Genomic DNA, 21,041 nt, shown 5'->3' on the forward strand with positions numbered 1-21,041 from the left:
TTTCGTTGTCGAAATCAAAACCGGAAGGCCTTTTAACTTTTGCTGTACTCTTCCCACAAGTCGGAAGACGTGTACGGACTCCCATTGCTCAGCCAAACCGGCCCCGGTGTATACCGGTAAGGTCCTTCCAGCGAAGCCAACAGTTCTATATCGTCCTTGTCGAGCTCTACACCTATTGCTCCAAAGTTTTCTTTGATCCGGACGGGATTAACCGATTTTGGGATCACAGCTGTACCCCTATCCATACCCCAGGCCAGTAAAACCTGGGCCGGAGTCGCTTCATGCTTTTCTGCAATGGCCTTCACCACCTTGTCTTCCAGTAAAATAGGGAACGCCACTTCTTTTTTGGCCACCCGGTAAGCAGCGCCGAGAGGGCCATATGCGGTGAGATGGATCCCTTTGGCCTCACAAAATTCCTTTAGCCGCTGTTGCGGTAAATAGGGATGCAATTCCACCTGATTGACTTCAGGAAGAATGCGGGCCGATGACAGAATTTCCTCCAGCTTGAGGATATTGAAATTGGAAACACCTATATGCCTTGTCAATCCCTTATCCACCAGCTTTTCCATACTTTCCCATGTCGCGGTGAGCGGTGAGTCCTCATAGCGGAGAAAATCCTCTGCTCTTGAGGGATAGTCCACTCCTTTTTTAACGGAAACCGGCCAGTGAATCAAATAAAGATCGAGGTAATCCAATCGCAGGTTCCTGAGGGTAGTTTCCATGGAGGGCAAAACATGTTCCGGCAAATGGGAGTCATTCCAGAGCTTGGAAGTAACCCACAGGTCCTCTCTTTTCACAAGGCCGTCACGAAAAGCCTTATGCAAGGCCTCGCCTATTTCTTTTTCGTTTTTGTAGATGTGGGCACAATCAATATGCCTGTAGCCGGTTTTGATGGCGGTAAGTACCGCTTCAAATACCTCATTGGGCTGGGACAGCCAGGTGCCCAGACCAAGAGCAGGCATCCGGTCCCCATTTTTAAAGAACAGTGATTTCATGGAGTGTGGTTTATGCAAGGGATCAAGGTTTTAAAAATAAGTGGTTTATTCATGATGTTGTTTAGCCAAAATCTGACTTTTTCCCCAAAATCCCAAATTTTTCAAACTTAAAACCGAAATGTATTTCTTGAAAACGCTGGACCAAACCGTGCTTTACCTTGGTAGATAACCACGGGATTCGAAAGTTTTCGCTCCTTTGAGCTATATTCCGCTGTTTCCGGTACCATCGGAAAAATCTCTCTGAAGTCCGTTCCTCTCCAAATCCCTCTTGGCATCGGACAATGCCCTTGATGAAACCTTTTTGAGTGTTCATTCATCCGGGTGTCCGAAAATAAAAAAGGTCTTGTGACAACTCCGGGTTAGAAATGTGACCGGGGAGAAAGAAAAAAGTAAAAAGCCATGGGTTAAAAGCTTATCCCATGGCCGGATTGATGAACATTTGAACTGGTTATGGCAGATTTTCAAATCCAATGAAATTCATTTTTATTCATAAAACGGGTAATCCGTGTAACCTACTTGGTCTGCAGAATAAAAGGAAGCGGTCTTGGGAGAGGCTAGAGGCAGGCTATTTTTAATCCTTTGGGGAAAATCAGGGTTTGAAATAAAAGGCATTCCGAAAGCAATCAGGTCCGCCCTGCCCGACTCCAAGGCTTTTTCGGCTTTTTCCCCGGTATATCCGCCGTTCAGTATCAATAAGTTGCTGAAATGCTCCCTGATGGTCTCTACCAAACGTCTTCCCTCCTCAAGTTCTCTTGCTGCTGACTCCACCACATGTACATACAAAATACCCAGCTTCTCAAATTCCTTTACCAAATGGTCGTAGGTATCAAAAATCCCGTCATAATAAGGCATATCATTGAACGTATTGTAAGGCGAGAGCCTGATCCCTACTTTATCTTTCCCAATGGCATCAGCGATGGCACTGACAACTTCCAGGACAAAACGGCTGCGGTTGGTTAAATTTCCGCCGTATTCATCGGTTCTTGTATTGACATGGGGATTCAGGAATTGTTCCAGGAGGTAGCCATTGGCACCGTGGAGTTCCACGCCGTCCAATCCTGCTTTCACCGCGTTTTTTGCCGCTTGTGCAAATTCCTGAATGGTAAGCGCTATATCGGCTGCTGACATCGGTTCAGGTAACGGGAGCGGCTGCATCCCGGAGGAATCTGTCCACATATCACCCTTGGCTTTAATGGCGGCAGGTGCTATAACACGACTCCCCTCCGGCATATTTTCAGGATGGGCTATCCTTCCGGTGTGCATCAATTGGACAAAGATTTTACTTCCTTTCAGATGTACTGCATCGGCAACCTTCTCCCATCCCTTTACCTGTTCTTCATTGAATATCCCCGGAATACGGGCATATCCAAGCCCATCGGGAGAAGGGGACGTCCCTTCCGTAATGATCAACCCTGAGGAGGCTCTTTGGGCGTAATAGGTGGCCATAAGCGCATTGGGAACCGATCCGACGGCACGGGACCGGGTCATCGGGGCCATCACAATCCGGTTCTTCAATCCTAATCCATGTTGCGATAAAGGCGAAAACAGATGTGTTTTGGTTTGATTTTCCATAACATTTTTAATTTGTTATAACTAAATTTGTTTAAACGAATATTGGGTTAAATTTTTTTAACCTCTGAATTTATCCAGTAAGTCAGAAAGTTTTTCTGCTTCCTCGTCCGTCAAATTGTGTAAAAATTGGCTGCTGGCTTTTAGCGCCGGATCTATTTTATCCAGCAACCGAAGCCCTTCTTCGGTAATGACAAGGTCTATTTCTCTCCGGTTTTTCTCATTGATCGTCCTTTTGATCAATCCTTTGGCTACCAACCTATCACTTAACCTGGTAAGATCGGGATTTTTGTCCATCATCACATTTTTGACTTCCCCACAAGTAGCGGGTTGGCCATCTCTGCCCCTAAGAATCCGCAATACATTATACTGTTGCTGAGTAACCCCAATGGGTTTCAGCACTTGGTTGATCTGGTCCATCAGGGAATTGAATGTATAAATCAAATTGACCCATGCTTTAACCTGAGGGGCCGCAAACTTTTTCTGCTTGATCGCATCTTCAATTTTCATCTCATTCCTTTTTACCCGCCGATATTTTAATGGCGATTTCAGACTGTAATTTTAAAAAACAATTATCGTTTTACCAAAATTTGTTTAAACAAATATAGAAATTTCTGTATAAAAGCCCCATGGAAGGTCCGTGATACCCCCGCTAATCCGCCAAACGTCAATGTTCTTTGCTTAATGCTATCAATTTGCTCATCGTATTGAAGTTCCGGGTGGTGGCCGACACACCCAGTTGTTTTTCCAGCATCAGATTCGAGAGCTTGGAGCGGGCTGCATTTCCAGGCACGTACATATAAGCCGCATTTTCAGTGATGACAAGCTCTTCGGGTGAAAAATCCATTGCCATCAGTTCTTTGGCTTTTTGGGTATCGGGAACGGCCGTAAATGTGGTAAAAAACACCCGGGAAATATCATACCCGCCGGTAAAGGGGTTATTGTCCAAAATAGCTTGGAGTTGGTCGCCTGTCCGCACAATTACCACCAAATCGGCGCCTATATGCTTTTTAATAAGCTCATGGACAGCCTGTTCTATTTCCCCTGCCGGCAAATCACTGTTCACCAAGGCGTTGCCACTGGCAATGTAAGTACGGGTATTTTCAAACCCGGCCTGAGTAAGCACTTCCCGCAACTTGGCCATAGGTACTTTGTTTTTGCCCATAGGCATCACACCCCTCAAAAGAATAATATAATTTTTCATAGAATCAGATGGGATATTCATGATATAGAAGAGGTAGAAATGTAATTCGATTTTGGTTTACTTTTTTATTATTAAATATATTTGAAGTTTCATAAATAAAAAAAGAAACACCTAAAAATACAGATCAACCCGAAAATTGATCCTTGACTTAACTGGCACATCATTCGAGAAAAAATATTTATGAAGAATATCTTTTATGGCGTTTCTCACCCCATATACAGGTTGTAATTGTTTGAATCCTGTTGATTTTGGTTTGATTTTTTTACCTGTACCAATATTTGACAGGTACTTTTGGGTGTGGAAAAAAGTTGGTCCTCAAAAAAGAACAAATCTTATTGTTATCTTTAACCATGGAGTCAATGAATTTGCCATCAGTCAAATACCTCGTGCTGATGCTTAATTAGCTTTCGAATCAAACCCTAATACAATGGAAAAATTCACACTTGCCATCAACGGCAAGACCCATGAGGTCGAGGTCCCGGCGGATATGCCTTTGCTTTGGGTGATCCGGGACATCATCGCTATGAAAGGAACCAAGTTCGGCTGCGGACAAGCGCTGTGTGGCGCCTGTACCGTGCTGTTGAATGATGAAGCTGTGCGATCCTGTAGCCTGCCCGTGTCGGAAGTTGGGGACGGGAAGATCATCACGATAGAAGGACTGTCTGAAACCGGGGACCATCCACTCCAAAAGGCGTGGGTGAAACATGTGGTGCCACAATGTGGTTATTGCCAGCCGGGGCAATTGATGAGTGCCGCAGCGCTGTTGATAAAGAATCAAAAACCAACGGATGCGGAGATAGCATCTGCTATGGAGGGCAACTTATGCAGGTGTGGTACTTACAACCGCATCAAAGATGCCATTCACACCGCTTCTCAATCATTGGACCCTAACCTACCCTCCTTATGATACCCCATCTACGATTTCTCAAAAAACAGGACCCCGAAAACAAAAGCAAAATATTTGTTCCGTCCAGGAGGGAGTTTTTGAAGATAAGCTCCCTCGCTACCGGCGGATTCTTGCTGGGAATCAACTTCCGGTGTGCCGGGCCTAGAGGAGAGACCGTCACTTTTGCCCCCAATGCCTACCTCACCATAGGCTCTGACAACCAAGTGACGTTGATTGCCCACCGTTCGGAAATGGGCACGGGTATCCGTACCTCCCTGCCCATGATCGTGGCGGATGAGTTGGGAGCGGACTGGAGCAAGGTGAAGATTGTACAGGCCGAGGGAGATGAAGAGCAGTATGGGGACCAGAATACGGATGGATCTTATTCGGTAAGGATGTTTTACGAACCGATGAGGCAGGCGGGAGCCACGGCAAGGCATATGCTCCTGGCAGCGGCTGCTGAAAAATGGGGTGTGGAACCTTCGGAGTGCCGTACTGAAAACAGTCAGGTGATCCATTCCGATGGCAGGAAAATAAACTTTGGGGATCTGTTGGGAAGCCTTCAACAAATGAAGGTTCCCGGACCCGGGGAAGTGGCGTTAAAAGAATTCAGGGACTACCGGCTGATTGGTAAGGATGTCCCTATCTATGATGTCAAGGACATCGTTTCCGGCAAAGCGGTTTTTGGCGCTGACGTGGATCTGCCAGATATGAAAGTCGCCGTCATCAAAAGGACACCGGTGATGGGAGCCAAAGTGCTTTCCTATGATGAGAGCAAAGCCCTGGGAATCCCGGGTGTCAGACAGGTCGTCAAAATAGAAGGACAGGGTATCCCGACGGGGTTGGACAAACCCCTGGAGGGAGTAGCGGTCATTGCTGACCATACCTGGGCGGCCATCAAGGGCAGGGATGTCTTGGAAGTGGAATGGGAGATGGGACCAAACAGCAGCTACCAATCCTCCCGGCAATTGGAGGATATGCTCAAAAGTACCTTGAAAGACGGAAAGGTTCGCCGTGAGCGGGGCGATTTCGCCACTGCCCGCCAACAGGCTTCGCAAGTAATTGAAAGGACTTACCTGGCACCCTTTTATGCGCATGCCACCATAGAACCCCCTGCGGCGATTGCCGATTGGAAAAAGGATTTCTGTGAAATATGGGCACCCACCCAGCATCCCCAATGGGCGAGGGAAGCAGTGGCAACCGCGTTGGATATGCCCGTAGAGCAGGTGAAGGTCAACGTCACCCTGTTAGGAGGTGGATTTGGAAGAAAATCAAAGCCTGATTTTGTCGTGGAAGCGGCTTTGTTGTCCAAGGCCGCCAAATCGCCAGTCAGGGTGCAGTGGACAAGGGATGATGACCTGCACCATGATTTTTTTCATTCACTCAGCGCACAGCGGATCAGGGCTGTACTGGATAAGCAAGGCAACCTCACCGGTTGGAATCACCATACCGTATTTCCCGCAATCGGGGCAACGGGCGATCCGGATGAACTGCATCCATCGGACGGAGAACTTGGATTGGGTTGTATCGATTTTCCCTTTAAGGTGCCGCATATCCGGATAGAAACCCACGAGTCCAAGGCCCACGCCAGGATAGGCTGGTTGCGTTCAGTAAGCAATATCCACCATTCCTTTGCCATCAACAGCATGTTGGATGAGGTGGCAGAGGCCAAAGGAACGGATCCGGTCGAAATGCTGCTGGACCTGTTGGGAGATGATCAGGATCTGGACTTCCGGGAAGAAATCAAGGGGGATTTTGGCAATTACGGAGAGCCTCTCGAAAAATTCCCCTGGAATACCGGAAGGCTGAAAAACGTGATAAGAAGGGTTGCCCGGGAAGCACGTTGGGGAGAAGCCATATCCCAAGGGAGGGCTGTGGGTTTTGCCGCCCACAAGAGTTTTTTGACTTATGTGGCTTGTATTGTCGAGGTATCCAGGGGAGAGAACGGACAGCTGCTTATTCCGGAGGTACACTACGCCGTGGATTGTGGTGTCCCGGTAAATACGGATCGTATCCGGTCTCAGTTTGAAGGCGGGGCGCAGTTTGCCACCAGTCTGGCCATGACCTCGGCCATTACTTTTGACAATGGCCAGGCCCAGCAGCATAATTTCGATGCCTATAGGATCATCAGGATGCCGCAATCTCCCCAAAAAATCCAGGTCCATATCATGGAAAGCCAGGAAAAACCTACGGGAGTAGGAGAGCCTCCTGTCCCGCCCTTCATACCGGCATTATGCAATGCCGTATACAAGCTCACGGGACAGCGGGTGTATGAATTGCCCCTTCTGAAATCGTAAAAAAGAGGCTGTTTAAAGATAGCGTTTGGAATAAGAATGGGAGCGGATAGAACCGGAACAGCAATTCCGCTCTCATTCCATTCCCATTCAAACAAGTCTCCTCCTTCAGAACGCGGAGAAGCTACATACCCCGCATCTGGCTATAAAAATCCCACTTTTGCAAAGTTGACAGCAAGCTTCATGATTTGATCACTACGGGAGGCCCAACAACCATCAGCCCTCACTCTTCCGGTCGGAGTGACCAAGGTGTTTTCCCGGGGCTATTTCGTCGCGGATGAGTTGTTTTAATTCGGTAATTTCGGGAAAACGCCCCCTGTCTTTACGGGACCAAACCAGTTTATCATTGGCCTTGATTTCAAATACGCCACCCGTGCCCGGCTGAAGCACCAATTCGGCAAGCTCTCCTTCGAAAGTTGTCAACAGTTCCTGCCCCATCCACGCTGCACGAAGCATCCACCGGCACTGGGTGCAGTAACGAATCGCAACGCTGTTCCTGTTTTCCATCATCATTTTTCTGTTGGTTTAGTTTTAAGGGTCGTTTCTCCTCCATTAAGAAGGCTGTCAGTGATTTATCTGGACAGTAATTCTTTTTAAACTAAGTTCCAATTTGTACCCGCTGGTAATAAGCGGTCATGCTTCAAGGCTTAGGCCGGAAACATCCCGGCAATGTGTTTTTATAGATTTTGCCCGACCCGCCCCGTTGCGGCCAATTTGAAGGCCCCGTCTAGCCGACAGCCTGTTTAATATGCGCCAAGTGGTGTTGAAGGTGCCAGGCAGACATGGCGATGGCCTGGGCCTGGTTGATGTGGTATTTTCTGACGGGATGAAAATACGTTATTTTAAGATTGTCTTCATCCAATGAGCGGAGAAGGAATACATACCGTTTGGTAATGCCCTGTAGCATAATCAGTGAGTCGGCCACAGGTTCGTCCCGTCCATCGGGGGTGCCTGCCCAGCCATCCACATCGATGAGGGTTACCTCTGTGTAACCGGGCTCGGTGAGGGCTTTTTTCATTCTCAAAAAATGAAGCAGTTGGATATCGGCCACATGGTGGACCAGTTGCCGCACATTCCAGGCTCCCGGGCGATAGGTTTTTTTCAGGTCTTCCGGTGCCAGGTCTTCGATCAGGGCCTTATAACGGTCGGGCGCTTCTTCAATAACTTCAATCATCGAGTTGATTTCCTCTTCCGAATACTCTTCCTTTTTTTCAAACGTTCCTATAGGGAATCTGAGTTTGTCGATTGTCCGGTTTTCCATAGCCCAAAGATACGGCAAAGTGTCTGCATGTGAATGACGTACCGGATAATATTAGATCCGGCTCCTGGAAATATCCTATCACATACAAGAGAATCCGTCATCCGCCTTTGGGTGCAGTTATGCTTTCTAAATTTTTTTAGATAGTTCTCAGCTTTATGTAACCTACCAAGTTTCCTTGGTGTCAAATACTAAAAATCGAAATAATGCTACATTTTAACGCCGTTTTATTGTTTCTTATCCTGTTGCTGTCGGGGCCTCAGGAAAAACCGGCCTGCAAGGGCATCGATCTGCCCGAAAAGGCATTGATCACGCAGTGGCTTGATGAACGGCACGTGCCCCTTGCAGGGATCGGGATTATTGAGCAGGGCAAATTAGCAAGCGTACGCTTCATCACAGAGACCGGGAATAAAGGCATTCCTTCCCAGAACACCTTCTTCAATGTCGCCTCACTTACGAAACCTGTGGTCGAAATGCTTACGCTGAAACTGGTGGATATGGGAAAATGGAACCTCGACGAACCGCTGGCAAATTATTGGATCGATCTTGATATAAACTCAAGTCCCTACCTTTATGATTTGACCACACGCCATGTGATCACACATCAAAGTGGATTCGCCAATTGGCGCAGCGAAGAAGCTGATAAAAAACTGCAGTTCCATTTTGAGCCCGGCACCGACCGAAAATACTCCGGTGAAGGGCTGGAATACCTCCGGAGAGCTTTGGAAATTAAATTCGGGGAGGGAATAGATACGCTTGCTGATTCCCTGATCTTTTCTCCGCTGGGAATGTCAAACACTGGCTTTTACTGGTCTGAAAAGTTTGATGAAAAGGATTTTGCCACGCCGCATAATCAAAAGGGGGAAGCTTATCCGCTCAAGAAGTGGTATCAGGCAAATGCAGCGGATCTCCTGCTTTCTACCGTCGGCGACTACACGAACTTCGGCGCATGGGTTATGGAGGGCATGGGATTGTCCGACTCCCTGTTTCGGGAGATGATCACCCCCCAACCGGCCGGCGATAAGGGTATTTATTTACCATTTGGTGACCGCGTTAGCTTAGGCTTGGGGTGGATGGTAATACAAGATCTTCCCAATGACGAATATGTGTTGATGCATACCGGAAAAGATCCCGGGGTCAACACCATCATGATGTTATTGCCTGCATCGAAAAGAGGCATTGTAATCTTTACAAACGGCGACAACGGAAAAGAAATCTATACATCCATCATCAAACACTCCCTGGATATCGGCGAAAATATTTTTCAGCGGCTGGAGTAAACCGGCTGAAACTTTTGTATTCCAGTTGCTTCAGCCAAGTTCCTGCCTTAAAATCCTTGATATCTTTCATTCCCACAAGTATATTCTCCTGCAAATATGGTTCAAGGTGTTTGCATCAAATTCCAAATGACTTCTCAGATTTTAAAAACTGCCAAACCAAAGCATCCCTAGCTATCGGGAGGGCAGTCAGATGCTCCTAAACTTTCCAAGCAGCTTGCAAACAAGCTCCTCATGCTTCTTCAGGTTCCGTAGACGGCGGATTTCATTTTCTTAATGTGCAGCTCTATCTTCCTGGCCTGGGAAAAATCTTCGCATTCTATATAGTGAAAAAGGGTCCAGTCATCTGCCTTTCGGGTGTAATGGCCCTTTCCGTATTTCTTTTCAAGATGGTGCTCAAGCCGCTCATCCGCACTCAGCGTCATCACGCCGGTATAAAAACGGTTCAGTTTGTTGGAATATAGAATGTAAACCACCGGTTGCATCCCCTGAAAAATGCTGTTTTATAAAAAAGGCCGGAAAATAGTTCCCGGCCCTGTGGGCGACACTGTGCAAATTTCGAACCGGCTTTCGGAAGATGTGAAGAAGTTATACCTTCTATATCAGGAGATTGAATCGGAATTAGGGAATACTCAGGAAATGGGAAAAATGGAGAATCTAATAAATGAAAAAGATTTTCCAACAATGAGGAAGCTGTTGAAAAAAGCCTTCGGTTACATGAAATAAAGCATAAGAGCAAAATGGAAAGGTATTGATAAAGAGGCAGCGGAGAGAATGAATTTTTTTGCATTAAGTAGCTCATAACCTATCTGATTCTTTTTTCTCTATATTTGCTATAATTGAAACTTACCAATGGTAGCAATTTTTATAGTATTATTATGCATACATATCCATTTTTCACTACCTTTCGCATAAAACTACTAAGACATGATGCGTGTTGCTGATTTTGCAGAAAATTGCCTGGCGTATGAACAGTATGCGTTTACCTGGGATGAATTAAAAGCAGCGATCCCCAAGACAGATATAGCTTTACGGCATGAATTAGTACGTCTGTCCGGAAAAAAAAGGATACTTACACTGCGTCAGGGATTTTATCTGATACTTCCTCCCAGGTACAAAGCATTCGGCAAGCTTCCTTTGGAGCTCTATATTGAAAAGCTATTTAAGTTCTTGGATAAGCCCTATTACATTGCATTCTTCTCGGCAGCGGCATTTCACGGCGCAAGCCACCAACAGGTTCAACAGAGCTACCTCATGACAACCCTCCCCAACCTTCGGAACATCAAAAAAGGGAACATCTATCTGAGTATCTCAGCAACCAGTAAGTGGCCGGACAAAAATATTCAGCAAAGGAAATCTGATGCCGGCATCTTTAATATTTCCTCACCTGCCCTAACAGCTATTGACCTGATCCACTACCAGTCCAAAATGGGTGGGTTGAACAGGATTATGACTAATCTGGAAGAATTAATTGAGTCTGTAACTCCTGAGGATATTAAGGACTTACTCCAATGGTATCCACATATAAGCTCTATTCAAAGGCTGGGGTTCCTGTTTCAAGAGTTGCAATTTGACCGGGTTCTATTGGATCCATTGGAAGAGTACTTTAACAGTAAAAAATATTTCCCCGTGTTGCTGTGTCCTGATAAAGATAAAAAACCCGGAAGAGTTGATAATATGTGGAAAGTAGATAGGAACATTGAATTAGAAAGTGATTTATGATTCCCAGGCCCTATATAGCAAAATGGAGGGATCAAGCTCCCTGGGCTACCAATGAGCAGGTAGAACAAGATCTGATTATATCCAGAGCATTGGTAGCACTTTTCTCTGATGAATTCCTAAGCGAAAATCTGGCATTCCGTGGAGGCACCGCACTACACAAACTCTACCTAAATCCGGCTCCAAGATACTCAGAGGACATTGACCTAGTCCAAATCAAAGAAGGCCCGATCAAGCCTATCCTACAGAGAATAGATAAAATCATTACCTTTTTTGAAGAAGATAGAATGGTCAAGCCAAAAGCCAACAATAACACGTTACTTTATCGCTTCAAGAATATTCACCAGAAATTCGGTTGAGACTAAAGATAGAGATCAATTGCCGGGAGCATTTCAATCTGCTTGGATGGAATCCATTTCCATTTTCTGTAGCAAGTGAATGGTTTACAAAGGGGTGTAACATTATCACATATCACTTAGATGAACTTCTGGGAACCAAGGTCCGGGCACTCTACCAACGTAAGAAGGGCAGGGATTTGTTTGATCTCTACTATGCCGACCAACACGCAAAGTTGGATTATGACAAAATCATCCATTGTTACAATGAGTACATGAAGTTCGTGGTGGGCACGCCGCCGAGCCAAAAGGAATTCCTGCTCAATATGGAGGAAAAGAAGAGATCAAAACAATTTTCGGGAGATATGGAAGGGCTTTTGAATCCTGATTTGAAATATGATCAGGAGGAGGCTTTTGAGTGGTTGTTTGGTGAATTGGTACAAAGACTTTAAACCATTCTGGCATGGATAAGAAAGCTGAGCTAAATAGACTGTTTCGTTTAATCCAAAAATAAAAAAGCCCTCCGTATTGAATACGAAGGGCATCTGTGGGCCCACCTGGGCTCGAACCAGGGACCCCCTGCCCCGAAGTCCCGATAGCTATCGGGAGGGGAGTCAGATGCTCTGAAATTTTATAAGCAGCTTATCCACAAGCTCAGGATATTTTTTGAGATTGCGGATATAAACCGACGATTTCATCCGCTTGATATATAGTTCCATTCTTCTGGCCTGGAAAAAATCTTCGCATTCTATACAGTGAAAAAGGGTCCAGTCATCTGCCTTTTGGGTGTAATGGCCCTTTCCGTATTTCTTTTCAAGATGGTGCTCAAGCCGCTCATCCGCACTCAGCGTCGTCACGCCGGTATAAAAACGGGTCAGTTTGTTGGAATATAGAATGTAAACCACCGGTTGCATCCCCTGAAAAATGCTGTTTTATAAAAAAGGCCGGAAAATAATTCCCGGCCCTGTGGGCCCACCTGGGCTCGAACCAGGGACCCCCTGATTATGAGTCAGATGCTCTAACCAACTGAGCTATAGGCCCTAATATTACCTTTTATTCAAATTTCCTTTTCCTAATATACATCCCTCAGGGACCCCCTGCCCCGAAGTCCCGATAGCTATCGGGAGGGGAGTCAGATGCTCTAACCAACTGAGCTATAGGCCCTCAAAAGAGATAAACGCTGATTTCAGTGGTTTACCTTGCTTTTGGGACTGCAATGTTACATATTTGATTTTAATTTCACAACATTAAACCGCATGAAAAACTACCACGGAATCCAATTTTTGATCTTCGACTTAGGCAACGTCATTTATGATATTGACTATCAACTCACTTTCGACAAACTCAACAGTAGACTTCCGGAACATGAGCATGAGAAAATAAAGGAATTCATGGTCTCCACCCACCACTTTGACCTGGAAACGGGAAAGATCAATGAAGAGGCCTTCCGAAACGGTGTCAGGGCCTTTTTTGGACAGGAATGGGAGGATGGGTGGATCGACGAAGTATGGAACAGCCTGCTGGTAGACATCCCTCTGGAAAGGCTGGACCTTCTGCTCTCCCTCAAAAGCAAATACAAGCTTTATATGCTCAGCAACACCAATGCCATCCATTTTAAAGTGGTGGAAGAAGTGTTCAGAAAAAAAATCCCCGGCCACTGGCCTGCTCTGTTTGACAGGCTTTTTCTCAGCCATGAAATGGGTCTGAGAAAACCGGATATGGCAATATACCAACAAGTGGTCAAAGAAATCGGCGCAGAACCATCCCAATGTTTGTTTTTTGATGACCTGGAAGAAAACTTAAAAGGAGCCAAAGATGCGGGCCTACAAACCTTTCACATCAACCATCCCAAAGCCCTCATCCGTTTTTTTGAAAATGTACAGTAACAAGGAATACCTCAAACATGGCCTGCTGTTTCTCCTTACGTTGACTGCCACCACGCTGGCAGGCGGGGAATGGCTTTTTGGAAGGAGTATCCTTTCAAGTGAAAAGCCACTGACTTGGGGATATTTTGTCCGCTCCATGCACTTTTCCGTGCCCTTTATCGGTATCCTGCTGGTACATGAACTGGGACACCTGTTTACTTCCATCTATCACCGGGTGAGATCCTCCCTGCCTTATTTTATCCCCGCATGGCTGGGATTTATCGGTGCCCCCTCCATCGGTACTTTTGGCGCCGTCATCAGGATGAAAACCATGGTCACCAGCCGGATAAAGTATTTTGACATAGGCATCGCCGGACCCCTGGCCGGATTCATATTGGCCCTGGGCGTCCTCTGGTATGGTTTCACCCATCTTCCCGACGCGGATTATATTTATGAAATCCATCCGGAATACGCCGATCCTGATTACAACAAGGAGGAAGCAGAAGGGGTGTTGGACCTGCAGTTAGGATATAACCTGCTGTTTTGGGCAATGGAAAAAGGTTTGGCAGATCCGGAAAAAATGCCCGATATGGCGGAAGTCATTCATTATCCCTATCTCTTTGCAGGTTACCTTGCCCTGTTTTTCACCGCACTAAACCTGCTTCCTATTGGGCAGCTCGATGGCGGTCATATCGTGTTCGGTCTGTTCCCCCGCCATCATAGGATATTTTCACTGAGTGCCTACACTATTTTCCTGTTCTTTGCAGGCCTGGGTATTGTAAGCCCATTTGAGGACATCAATTACCTGGTTTTGGCATTACCCATCTATATCGGTTTTGTCTATATCTGCTTCAGAAAATCGGGGCTTTCCAACCAGAACAAATGGCTTTTTACCTTAAGTATAGTGGCTGCTCAATATACTTTGGTAAGCATTTTCCCAACCTTGGTAGGATATTCGGGCTGGCTACTGTTTGCGTTTCTCCTGGGAAGGATTCTGGGCATCACCCATCCGGAAGTAGCCGACAGCCGCCAAATCACTCCGGAACGAAAAATATTGGGATGGCTGGCCATCATTATCTTTATCTGCTGTTTCATTCCACAGCCTTTTATCATCGAATAAAACCGGAACCATCCCGCAAGTATGCCCCGGATGGTTCCGGTTATGAAGGGTCAAAACAAAAAACCTATTCCACCCTGAAATTTATAGATACGGGAATATACAATCAACCTCCTTCAATCACTCCTCTTCTTCGAGGTTCCTATAGGCCACAATCCCTCCCAATACATTCCTTACTTTTTTGAACCCTTTGTTTTCCAAAAACTGCTTGGCATTGCCGCTTCTGGCCCCCGTACGGCAATGAATCACGATCTCTTCATCTATATGGGATTCGAGCTCTTTTAACTTATATGGCAACTGGGCCAGCGGGATATTCCAGGCACCCAGATTGTCATCTTCATATTCATATTCCTCCCTTACATCTATAAATACAAATTCTTCGTTGTTATCAAGTCGTTCTTTTAATTCGTTTACTTCAATATCTTTCATTCTCTATTTCACTAAGATTCTAAATGTTTTTGGTTTGTTATTTTGCTGGTATCTAATAAGATAAACACCTTTTTGTCTGCCGGCAAAATTAAGCATTTTAAAATTTTTATCACTTTCCTCCCGCACATTTATTGAACGGCCCTGAAAATCAAAAACCTGCACATCTGTAATTTCACCCTCTATATATAAAATACCGGTTACCGGGTTGGGATAAACCCGGATAGAGGCGTCTTCTTCCACCACCGTCTCCCTAACCGGAGCCAAGCTAAGGTGAGGCCTTATCATTAGATTGCCGGATACTTCTGTATTTTGTTCCCAATCCCCATAGACATTATAAAAAACATTTTCACCGCTGTCACTGCTTTTGTCCAGGCCCACGTATAGGAAGTCGTTGGTAAACTGGGTAAAACCCACATAGTAGCTCCCGGACACCTGCACATTGGTATCTATGGGAAAGTAGGAAAACGTCTCCGGACGGCTGTCTTCCGGTATCAACACCTCTTGCCGGTACAAGGGCTCCCTGTTCAACGAATCCCAAACCATCAGCTCTATGGCATTTCCCCGTTGAAGGTAGTTGGTGAAATTGATACTGACACCTGAAACATAGGCCGGTGTATCAAGTTCATAGCGGAGTGCCAACATACCGGCACGCTGGTTGATCCCGGCTGAATAATCCACAGAACCATCATCGTAGCTGAAGTAATCTCTAATGGGCATAACGTACCGGGCGGTATCGTTGATCCTGAAATCTATATTGTCATGAAAAGTGGTGTCCCTGCCCGTAATATTGTCCACTTTATAAAAATCCCCTGTGGCAAGGTACATGAGGATCTCCAGGTCCAACTCTTCCTCCTCATCAAAAACCACATCCTCCACTGCCCTGCTGACAAAATCCCGCCTCTCCTGGGCCTGGGGCACAGGATTGAACGGCGTATTAAGGTTAATTTGGCTATACGTCTGTTGGGTCTCCCTGTTTCTGAGCAGGATGGTGTACTCCATGGCTCTGAAACGGTTGCTAAGGTTTTTAAACTGCCCCTCAATCTGGCTCAAATAATTGCTCCCGTTCCGGTTGAGATCAAACAGGGGCACCGCTCCGTATTTGCCAAAAGGACTGCTGGGCAACTGCGTCAATGTCCTGTCTTCATAAAAAAGATCAGAGGCGTTTCTGTTTTGTCCCAGATAAACATAATCCAGTACCCAAGTGTCGAAAGGACCGGATAGCCTTCCCTGATACTGGAATTTAAACCGAAAACCGCCGTGAAAATAATTTGCATCGACCGGAAGAATCACCTGGTTGAATTCATCAAGAGGCAATTCATCCCCTCCCGCCTGCTCCCATACTTTGGTCCAGATACCGCTAACATCCATAAAATAAAGTTCAAGCTGGTCATTGTCATCAGGCATCTCTCCTTTGCCTCCTGCCTGCCAAAAAAAACTGAGGAAAACAGTACCTGATCCGGCGTCACTGACACCTGACAAGTCAATCGGCATTGAAATCAGCTGGTCCCCTTCTCCGTTTTCGAGACGGGTCCTCGAATAGGGCTCGCCATTGACATCCACCCCATCCAAAAAACAAACGCCCAAGGAGGGTGGATTGATACCAATCGTCATGGAAGGCAGCACCCCACGGCTTTCCCATTTAAGGGTATCGATTACCCCATCTGAAAAGTCATCCCAAAAAGGAAGCTCGATGGCCTCGTCCATCCTCTTTTCACGAAAGCCGTCAAAGCTCCTTTCAGCGGGTTTGACCACAGGGAGCTGTCTGAATTGGGCATAAAGACCATGTGATGGCCACGCCAGCATACAAAGTCCTAAACATAGCCAGCCTGCTCCCCGTAGTAACATCATCAGAATGCTATGGTTTCTTCCAATTCAGACACCCAAATATCCACTTGCTCGCCGGTTTTCATGTCCAATCCTGCTGGAGGAAGCTGTCTCACTACAGTTCCCTTGGGCACAGAGTCTGTGGGCACATAATTGATGTTTCCCATCCTAAGACCGGAACCCAAAATCAGGAATTCTGCCTCTACATCATCCATCCCGATCAGGTTCGGCATTTCGAGTATCTGGTTCCCCAAACCATCTCCTACCACCAGATCTATCTGGGAACCCTTGGGGATTTCAAACCCTTCCCTGATGTTCCTGCCTCTGTACTTCTGCTCCAACACCACATTGATGCCTATATCCGGGACATACACGATTTCGCCACGGATAAGCCCGTGATTGGCCAGTATTTCCTGGGCATTTTTCAGCGGGGTATTGACCAGATTAGGCATGTTTATCAAAGGCGCATTTTGAGCATTCAGGGTCACATATATTTTGCGGTTCTGTTTCACTTTCGTGCCCGGTTTCGGGTTTTGCTTCAACACGTGAAGCGGTTTCATATCCGACACAAACCCGCTGTCAGGAGTGATTTCCAGCCGGAGGTCCCTCGCTTTCAAATAAGCTTCCAACTCCTTATAATGATAACCTTCCAGGTCAGGCACGGTTACCGACTCTCCATGATTGGTATAGCTGGGCAAATACACTTTGAAAAACACCGTTAAAAGCACGAAAAAAATACCCAGGATCATCAACAGATGAATCCCTACTTTTTTCAATCCATTTTTTAATTCACTCATATATAAAGGTATTGTAATAGTTTTCCGTTTTCAATTGACCCAAAGTTAACATAATTAACCCGGTCAGGGTTGCCCATCAATTCTCCGTCACGAATCTACACTGCTTTTACGTAAGTTTAAAACGGGAATGTGGTTATATTGGTATTACCTTACGATCAACCTTTTGTTCACCGTGATGGAATCACTACTGATTTTCACAATGAACAGCCCTTTACTAAGGATCACCTTACTGAAGGTATAGGTTTGATTGAGGGTGTTAGGATAATCCACATCATAAACCACCTGTCCAGTCGTACTGATAAACTGAATGTTGACATCCTCATAGTCCGTAAGGTTAAAGCTGATGTTAAACAAATCGTCTGTCGGATTAGGGAATATCAAGGCATTGTTCAGTCCGGGATCCACCGGATCCGGATTTTCAGATAGATACAGTTCCAAATTATTCAGATATACCGCCGCATTTCTATCATTCTGATTTTGAAGTCTAATGTACACACGCACCTTTTCATTACCTTCACCGGCATAATCACTCAAATTGGCATAAGCGCTTTCATAATCTGCCGCAGTATTAGGATTAGGCATGTTTCCGGTTCCTACCACGTTCAATGCCGAAGCTTCTTTTTCCCAAACCTTGGTATAACTCACCCCACCATCGTTGCTGACCAATATATCCATCTTGGAGGATCTTTCCGGGTCAAATCCTCCCCCTGTCCAATCAAAGAACAAGCTGGCTGACCGCGTCATGCTGAGATCAAACTCCGGCGACACCAACCAATAGGAGTCTCCGGAATCGGGATTTTCCAGAACGGCCACATTCTCCTGCTGACTTTCCAAAGGAATGACTCTCCATTTGGAGTTATTGGACTCAGGATTTACCCTGATCCAGGGAGTGAAGGCATCAGAGGCATTGAAATTCTGGCGCCATGGACTCAATATAGTCACCGTATCCTGGACAAAATACCTGACAATCGCGTCCTCGCTACCGGGATTTTGATCAAAGTTGGGTTCATAAATCCGGTAACTCACCCTGTTAAGGCCCTCGCTTAATGAGCTGGACAGGGAAATTTCCCGGGTTTCTCCTACCCCAAGGCCAATGTCCTCAAAGAGGATGACTTCGGGCGTACTGTTGTTGGTGCTTCTTTCGAGAAAAAAGTGTTCAATAGCCAGATTACCTGTATTGGTTATCAAAAGGGATTCATTTTCCTGATCACCGTTGGTCACTGGAAGCGGACTTGCAAAAGATGAAATCTCAAAATCGTAATTATAAATTTTTTCTTCATTAATGGCTATGTCTTTAATAAATATGTTATTTCCAAAACCATTGATGGCAATAAAAGCGATCCTCACATCCGAAAAACCGGCATAGGCATCCAGGTCTACCACTTCTCTTCTGAAATCATGTTCTGAATTCGGGAAAAATTCATTGAAAGAAGCTTCGGCCGTTCCTAAGCTGACCCCCCGTTTGTTATAAGGCGCCTGCAATACATCAAAAGTGTTGCCGCAATCCGTGGAAACGGCCACAATTAATGCCTCCTGAAACTCTTCATTGGCATAAGGTGCAAAGGACAGTTGGAAATTCAGCTGGGCTTCATTTAGCTGGCTCAGGTCCAATTTCGGACTCACCAGGTAATCCAATTCTCCCTGCACGTTGTAATTATAGGCATTCATATAGAACAAATCCTGTGACTCACCCCCTATCGTCAGGCTCAAAGGTTCCCAGGTCATCCCACTGTCAGGATTAATGAAATCCCATTTCTCTGATTCCTGATGGCCTTGATAAAAATAGGGAATGGCCGCTGTCTCAGCTATTCTCGGAAAAGACTGTTTCCTATTGTCCGTCTCATCTTCGTCCGGCCCATGATTGACTTCCAATATTTCCACCTCAAAGACATTCTCTCCCGTGGTTGGAATAGAGACGTTTCCAAAAGTAAGTGTAGCCAATTCTCCTGTTGGGATATCCAGATCAAAGTTTCTGTTCTCCAACAACTGTCCATTCAGCCTGATGGCCACCCGGGCATGGGTCACTCTCTCTGTTCCTTGGTTAATCACCCTGATTTCGGGTTGTGCCGTCGGGGAACATACAAAATCATTGGGGCTGATGATGGCTTCCACCGAGAGGTCATTGTCAAATAACTGCGGTGCCTCAAGCGCTCTGCTGGTCAATAAGGAATGTCGTCTGGGACTGAAGGCCAAAACCACATCTATGCGTTCCACCTGCCCTTGTGTAAACAATGTCATGCATTGATCGGGGGTGTAATCCATGAAATTTTCCACCATATCCCTGGAATCGCAGCTGAATCTCGGTGTAGCCGAGCATGAATTATTGGGACGGTCCTGGTCCGGGGTATCATCCACATAATCATCCACTCCGCAGCCACCGTCACCCCAGTTATGCCTCAGTCCCAAAAAATGGCCTACTTCATGGGTGGTTGTCCTTCCCCTGGAATTGGCCAGCGCGTTTCCTCCTGTGCCAAAATACCGATAATCAATGGTTACTCCGTCTGTCTGTCGCGTAGGAGGAGGAAAATCCAAACCAGGCAATTCGTCTGATTCAGGAAAAGAGGAATACCCGATCGTGGGCGGGGTCAGCGGCACTACCCAGATATTCATGTATTCTTCAGGAGGCCAGGAGGCCAATTCTCCAATCAGGGGGCCATCATTGAGGCTATAGCTTTCTTTGGGGCCTTCTACCCTGTTGATCCCGTTTGTCGGCATGCCCATCGGATCCTGCATGGCCAATACAAATTCGATTTGGGCGTCACCGGCCACGCCTTGAAATTCCTCCGGCGTATTGACGGCATCGGCATTCCGTTTCTGAAAATCTTCATTCAAAATGCGGATCTGGGAGAGCAGTTGCGCTTCCGGGATATTGGCACCTTCCCCCACCGGCGTACCATTGTGGATAACATGGACGACGACCGGAATACGGCGGATTCCCTCATCCATAGTGCGGAAAGCTTCAGGCTTCTTTTTCCGCTCTTCCGCCCGGTCTTCCATCCAGGCTTCAAAAAATTCCCGGGTACCGTAGACTCCTAGTTGTTCCTGTTGCTTTTTCTCTATATATACAGCACCGCATTTTTCATCATGTTCATGTTGGAAAGCACGGCCGAAAAGGGTTTGGGAAAAAATATCCAGAGGAAGAAATATAAAAAAGAATAGCACCGACACCCAAAGAGGTGCCAGTGCTTTCCAGAATTCGTTCATCCGAAAACAAAAAAAATCAGGCGATTTCAACATTTACCGCTTCCACTTTTGTGATTTCGGGAATGGCTTTCTTGATGGCCTCCTCCACCCCTGCCTTGAGGGTCATGGTAGACATCGGACAGGAACTGCATGTACCTGTCAGTTCGAGCTTCAATACCATGTCATCGGACAATTCCACCACCTTCACATTGCCGCCGTCAGCTTCAAGATAAGGCCGTATGGCATCGAGCGCTGTTTCAATTTGGTTTTTATATTGATTTAGCATTAT

21 protein-coding genes and 1 tRNA gene are annotated in these 21,041 nt (G+C 46.2%); 8 read left to right on the plus strand and 14 right to left on the minus strand.

What is annotated here, in order from left to right; genetic code table 11:
• Positions 1-32: 32 nt before the first annotated feature.
• The 4 genes from ACFPFU_RS17770 to ACFPFU_RS17785 all read right to left on the minus strand — a co-directional run bounded on the left by ACFPFU_RS17770 (position 33) and on the right by ACFPFU_RS17785 (position 3,768).
• Positions 33-995, minus strand: a complete 963-nt coding sequence (locus ACFPFU_RS17770; RefSeq protein WP_377066531.1) for an aldo/keto reductase — start codon at positions 993-995, stop codon at positions 33-35.
• A gap of 483 nt (positions 996-1,478) precedes the next feature.
• The gene (locus ACFPFU_RS17775) at positions 1,479-2,567 is read right to left on the minus strand and encodes an alkene reductase (RefSeq protein ID WP_377066533.1); all 1,089 of its coding nucleotides are present in this window, start codon (positions 2,565-2,567) and stop codon (positions 1,479-1,481) included.
• Positions 2,568-2,624: 57 nt separating this feature from the next.
• Positions 2,625-3,074: a MarR family winged helix-turn-helix transcriptional regulator gene (locus ACFPFU_RS17780; RefSeq protein WP_377066535.1), complete on the minus strand. Its 450-nt coding sequence runs from the start codon at positions 3,072-3,074 to the stop codon at positions 2,625-2,627.
• A 157-nt stretch (positions 3,075-3,231) separates the two neighbouring features.
• On the minus strand, positions 3,232-3,768 hold the full coding sequence (locus ACFPFU_RS17785; RefSeq protein ID WP_377066537.1) for a DUF1697 domain-containing protein: 537 nt from the start codon (positions 3,766-3,768) through the stop codon (positions 3,232-3,234).
• Between the two features lie 427 nt (positions 3,769-4,195).
• Here ACFPFU_RS17785 and ACFPFU_RS17790 point away from each other — a divergent pair, with 427 nt between their 5' ends.
• Positions 4,196-4,675, plus strand: a complete 480-nt coding sequence (locus ACFPFU_RS17790) for a (2Fe-2S)-binding protein (protein WP_377066539.1) — start codon at positions 4,196-4,198, stop codon at positions 4,673-4,675.
• Positions 4,672-6,951: a xanthine dehydrogenase family protein molybdopterin-binding subunit gene (locus ACFPFU_RS17795; RefSeq protein ID WP_377066541.1), complete on the plus strand. Its 2,280-nt coding sequence runs from the start codon at positions 4,672-4,674 to the stop codon at positions 6,949-6,951. The genes ACFPFU_RS17790 and ACFPFU_RS17795 overlap by 4 nt, the downstream gene beginning before the upstream one ends.
• A gap of 213 nt (positions 6,952-7,164) precedes the next feature.
• On the opposite strand, the gene ACFPFU_RS17800 is transcribed toward ACFPFU_RS17795, so the two are convergent.
• The gene (locus tag ACFPFU_RS17800) at positions 7,165-7,461 is read right to left on the minus strand and encodes an Rdx family protein (RefSeq protein ID WP_377066543.1); all 297 of its coding nucleotides are present in this window, start codon (positions 7,459-7,461) and stop codon (positions 7,165-7,167) included.
• Positions 7,462-7,675: 214 nt separating this feature from the next.
• Positions 7,676-8,209, minus strand: coding sequence for a YfiT family bacillithiol transferase (locus tag ACFPFU_RS17805; protein ID WP_377066545.1), 534 nt, complete (start codon positions 8,207-8,209; stop codon positions 7,676-7,678).
• A 203-nt stretch (positions 8,210-8,412) separates the two neighbouring features.
• Here ACFPFU_RS17805 and ACFPFU_RS17810 point away from each other — a divergent pair, with 203 nt between their 5' ends.
• On the plus strand, positions 8,413-9,486 hold the full coding sequence (locus ACFPFU_RS17810; RefSeq protein ID WP_377066547.1) for a serine hydrolase domain-containing protein: 1,074 nt from the start codon (positions 8,413-8,415) through the stop codon (positions 9,484-9,486).
• 239 nt (positions 9,487-9,725) lie between these two features.
• Here the strand turns inward: ACFPFU_RS17810 and ACFPFU_RS17815 are convergent, their stop codons facing one another.
• Entirely contained in the window at positions 9,726-9,968 is a 243-nt protein-coding gene (locus ACFPFU_RS17815) for a GIY-YIG nuclease family protein (RefSeq protein ID WP_377066549.1), read from the minus strand.
• 442 nt (positions 9,969-10,410) lie between these two features.
• Here ACFPFU_RS17815 and ACFPFU_RS17820 point away from each other — a divergent pair, with 442 nt between their 5' ends.
• From ACFPFU_RS17820 to ACFPFU_RS17830, 3 genes are read left to right on the plus strand one after another with little or no spacing between them, the layout of a single operon-like run.
• Positions 10,411-11,205, plus strand: coding sequence for a type IV toxin-antitoxin system AbiEi family antitoxin domain-containing protein (locus ACFPFU_RS17820; protein ID WP_377066551.1), 795 nt, complete (start codon positions 10,411-10,413; stop codon positions 11,203-11,205).
• Complete coding sequence (locus tag ACFPFU_RS17825) at positions 11,202-11,561, plus strand: nucleotidyl transferase AbiEii/AbiGii toxin family protein (protein ID WP_377066553.1); 360 nt, start codon at positions 11,202-11,204, stop codon at positions 11,559-11,561. Before ACFPFU_RS17820 ends, ACFPFU_RS17825 begins: the two co-directional genes overlap by 4 nt.
• Positions 11,558-11,989, plus strand: coding sequence for a nucleotidyl transferase AbiEii/AbiGii toxin family protein (locus ACFPFU_RS17830; protein WP_377066555.1), 432 nt, complete (start codon positions 11,558-11,560; stop codon positions 11,987-11,989). The genes ACFPFU_RS17825 and ACFPFU_RS17830 overlap by 4 nt, the downstream gene beginning before the upstream one ends.
• A 162-nt stretch (positions 11,990-12,151) precedes the next feature.
• Here ACFPFU_RS17830 and ACFPFU_RS17835 read toward each other — a convergent pair whose 3' ends face one another.
• Both ACFPFU_RS17835 and ACFPFU_RS17840 read right to left on the minus strand, forming a co-directional pair.
• The gene (locus ACFPFU_RS17835; RefSeq protein WP_377066557.1) at positions 12,152-12,451 is read right to left on the minus strand and encodes a GIY-YIG nuclease family protein; all 300 of its coding nucleotides are present in this window, start codon (positions 12,449-12,451) and stop codon (positions 12,152-12,154) included.
• A 53-nt stretch (positions 12,452-12,504) separates the two neighbouring features.
• A tRNA-Ile gene (locus ACFPFU_RS17840) sits at positions 12,505-12,578 on the minus strand.
• A gap of 215 nt (positions 12,579-12,793) precedes the next feature.
• On the opposite strand from ACFPFU_RS17840, the gene ACFPFU_RS17845 reads away from it, so the two are divergent.
• Positions 12,794-13,423, plus strand: coding sequence for an HAD family hydrolase (locus ACFPFU_RS17845; RefSeq protein WP_377066559.1), 630 nt, complete (start codon positions 12,794-12,796; stop codon positions 13,421-13,423).
• Positions 13,413-14,522 (plus strand): site-2 protease family protein, encoded by a 1,110-nt coding sequence (locus ACFPFU_RS17850; RefSeq protein WP_377066561.1) that lies wholly within the window; start codon positions 13,413-13,415, stop codon positions 14,520-14,522. The genes ACFPFU_RS17845 and ACFPFU_RS17850 overlap by 11 nt, the downstream gene beginning before the upstream one ends.
• Before the next feature lie 117 nt (positions 14,523-14,639).
• On the opposite strand, the gene ACFPFU_RS17855 is transcribed toward ACFPFU_RS17850, so the two are convergent.
• The 5 genes from ACFPFU_RS17855 to ACFPFU_RS17875 form a co-directional block, all read right to left on the minus strand.
• Positions 14,640-14,948, minus strand: a complete 309-nt coding sequence (locus tag ACFPFU_RS17855) for a rhodanese-like domain-containing protein (protein ID WP_377066563.1) — start codon at positions 14,946-14,948, stop codon at positions 14,640-14,642.
• Between the two features lie 3 nt (positions 14,949-14,951).
• Positions 14,952-16,796, minus strand: a complete 1,845-nt coding sequence (locus ACFPFU_RS17860) for a T9SS type A sorting domain-containing protein (RefSeq protein ID WP_377066565.1) — start codon at positions 16,794-16,796, stop codon at positions 14,952-14,954.
• Entirely contained in the window at positions 16,796-17,569 is a 774-nt protein-coding gene (locus ACFPFU_RS17865) for a PASTA domain-containing protein (protein ID WP_377066567.1), read from the minus strand. The genes ACFPFU_RS17860 and ACFPFU_RS17865 overlap by 1 nt, the downstream gene beginning before the upstream one ends.
• A 144-nt stretch (positions 17,570-17,713) precedes the next feature.
• The gene (locus ACFPFU_RS17870) at positions 17,714-20,773 is read right to left on the minus strand and encodes a M43 family zinc metalloprotease (RefSeq protein ID WP_377066569.1); all 3,060 of its coding nucleotides are present in this window, start codon (positions 20,771-20,773) and stop codon (positions 17,714-17,716) included.
• A gap of 16 nt (positions 20,774-20,789) precedes the next feature.
• Complete coding sequence (locus tag ACFPFU_RS17875; RefSeq protein WP_377066571.1) at positions 20,790-21,038, minus strand: NifU family protein; 249 nt, start codon at positions 21,036-21,038, stop codon at positions 20,790-20,792.
• Positions 21,039-21,041 lie beyond the last annotated feature (3 nt).

This window comes from Negadavirga shengliensis (genome assembly GCF_042652345.1).
Classification (GTDB): domain Bacteria; phylum Bacteroidota; class Bacteroidia; order Cytophagales; family Cyclobacteriaceae; genus Negadavirga; species Negadavirga shengliensis.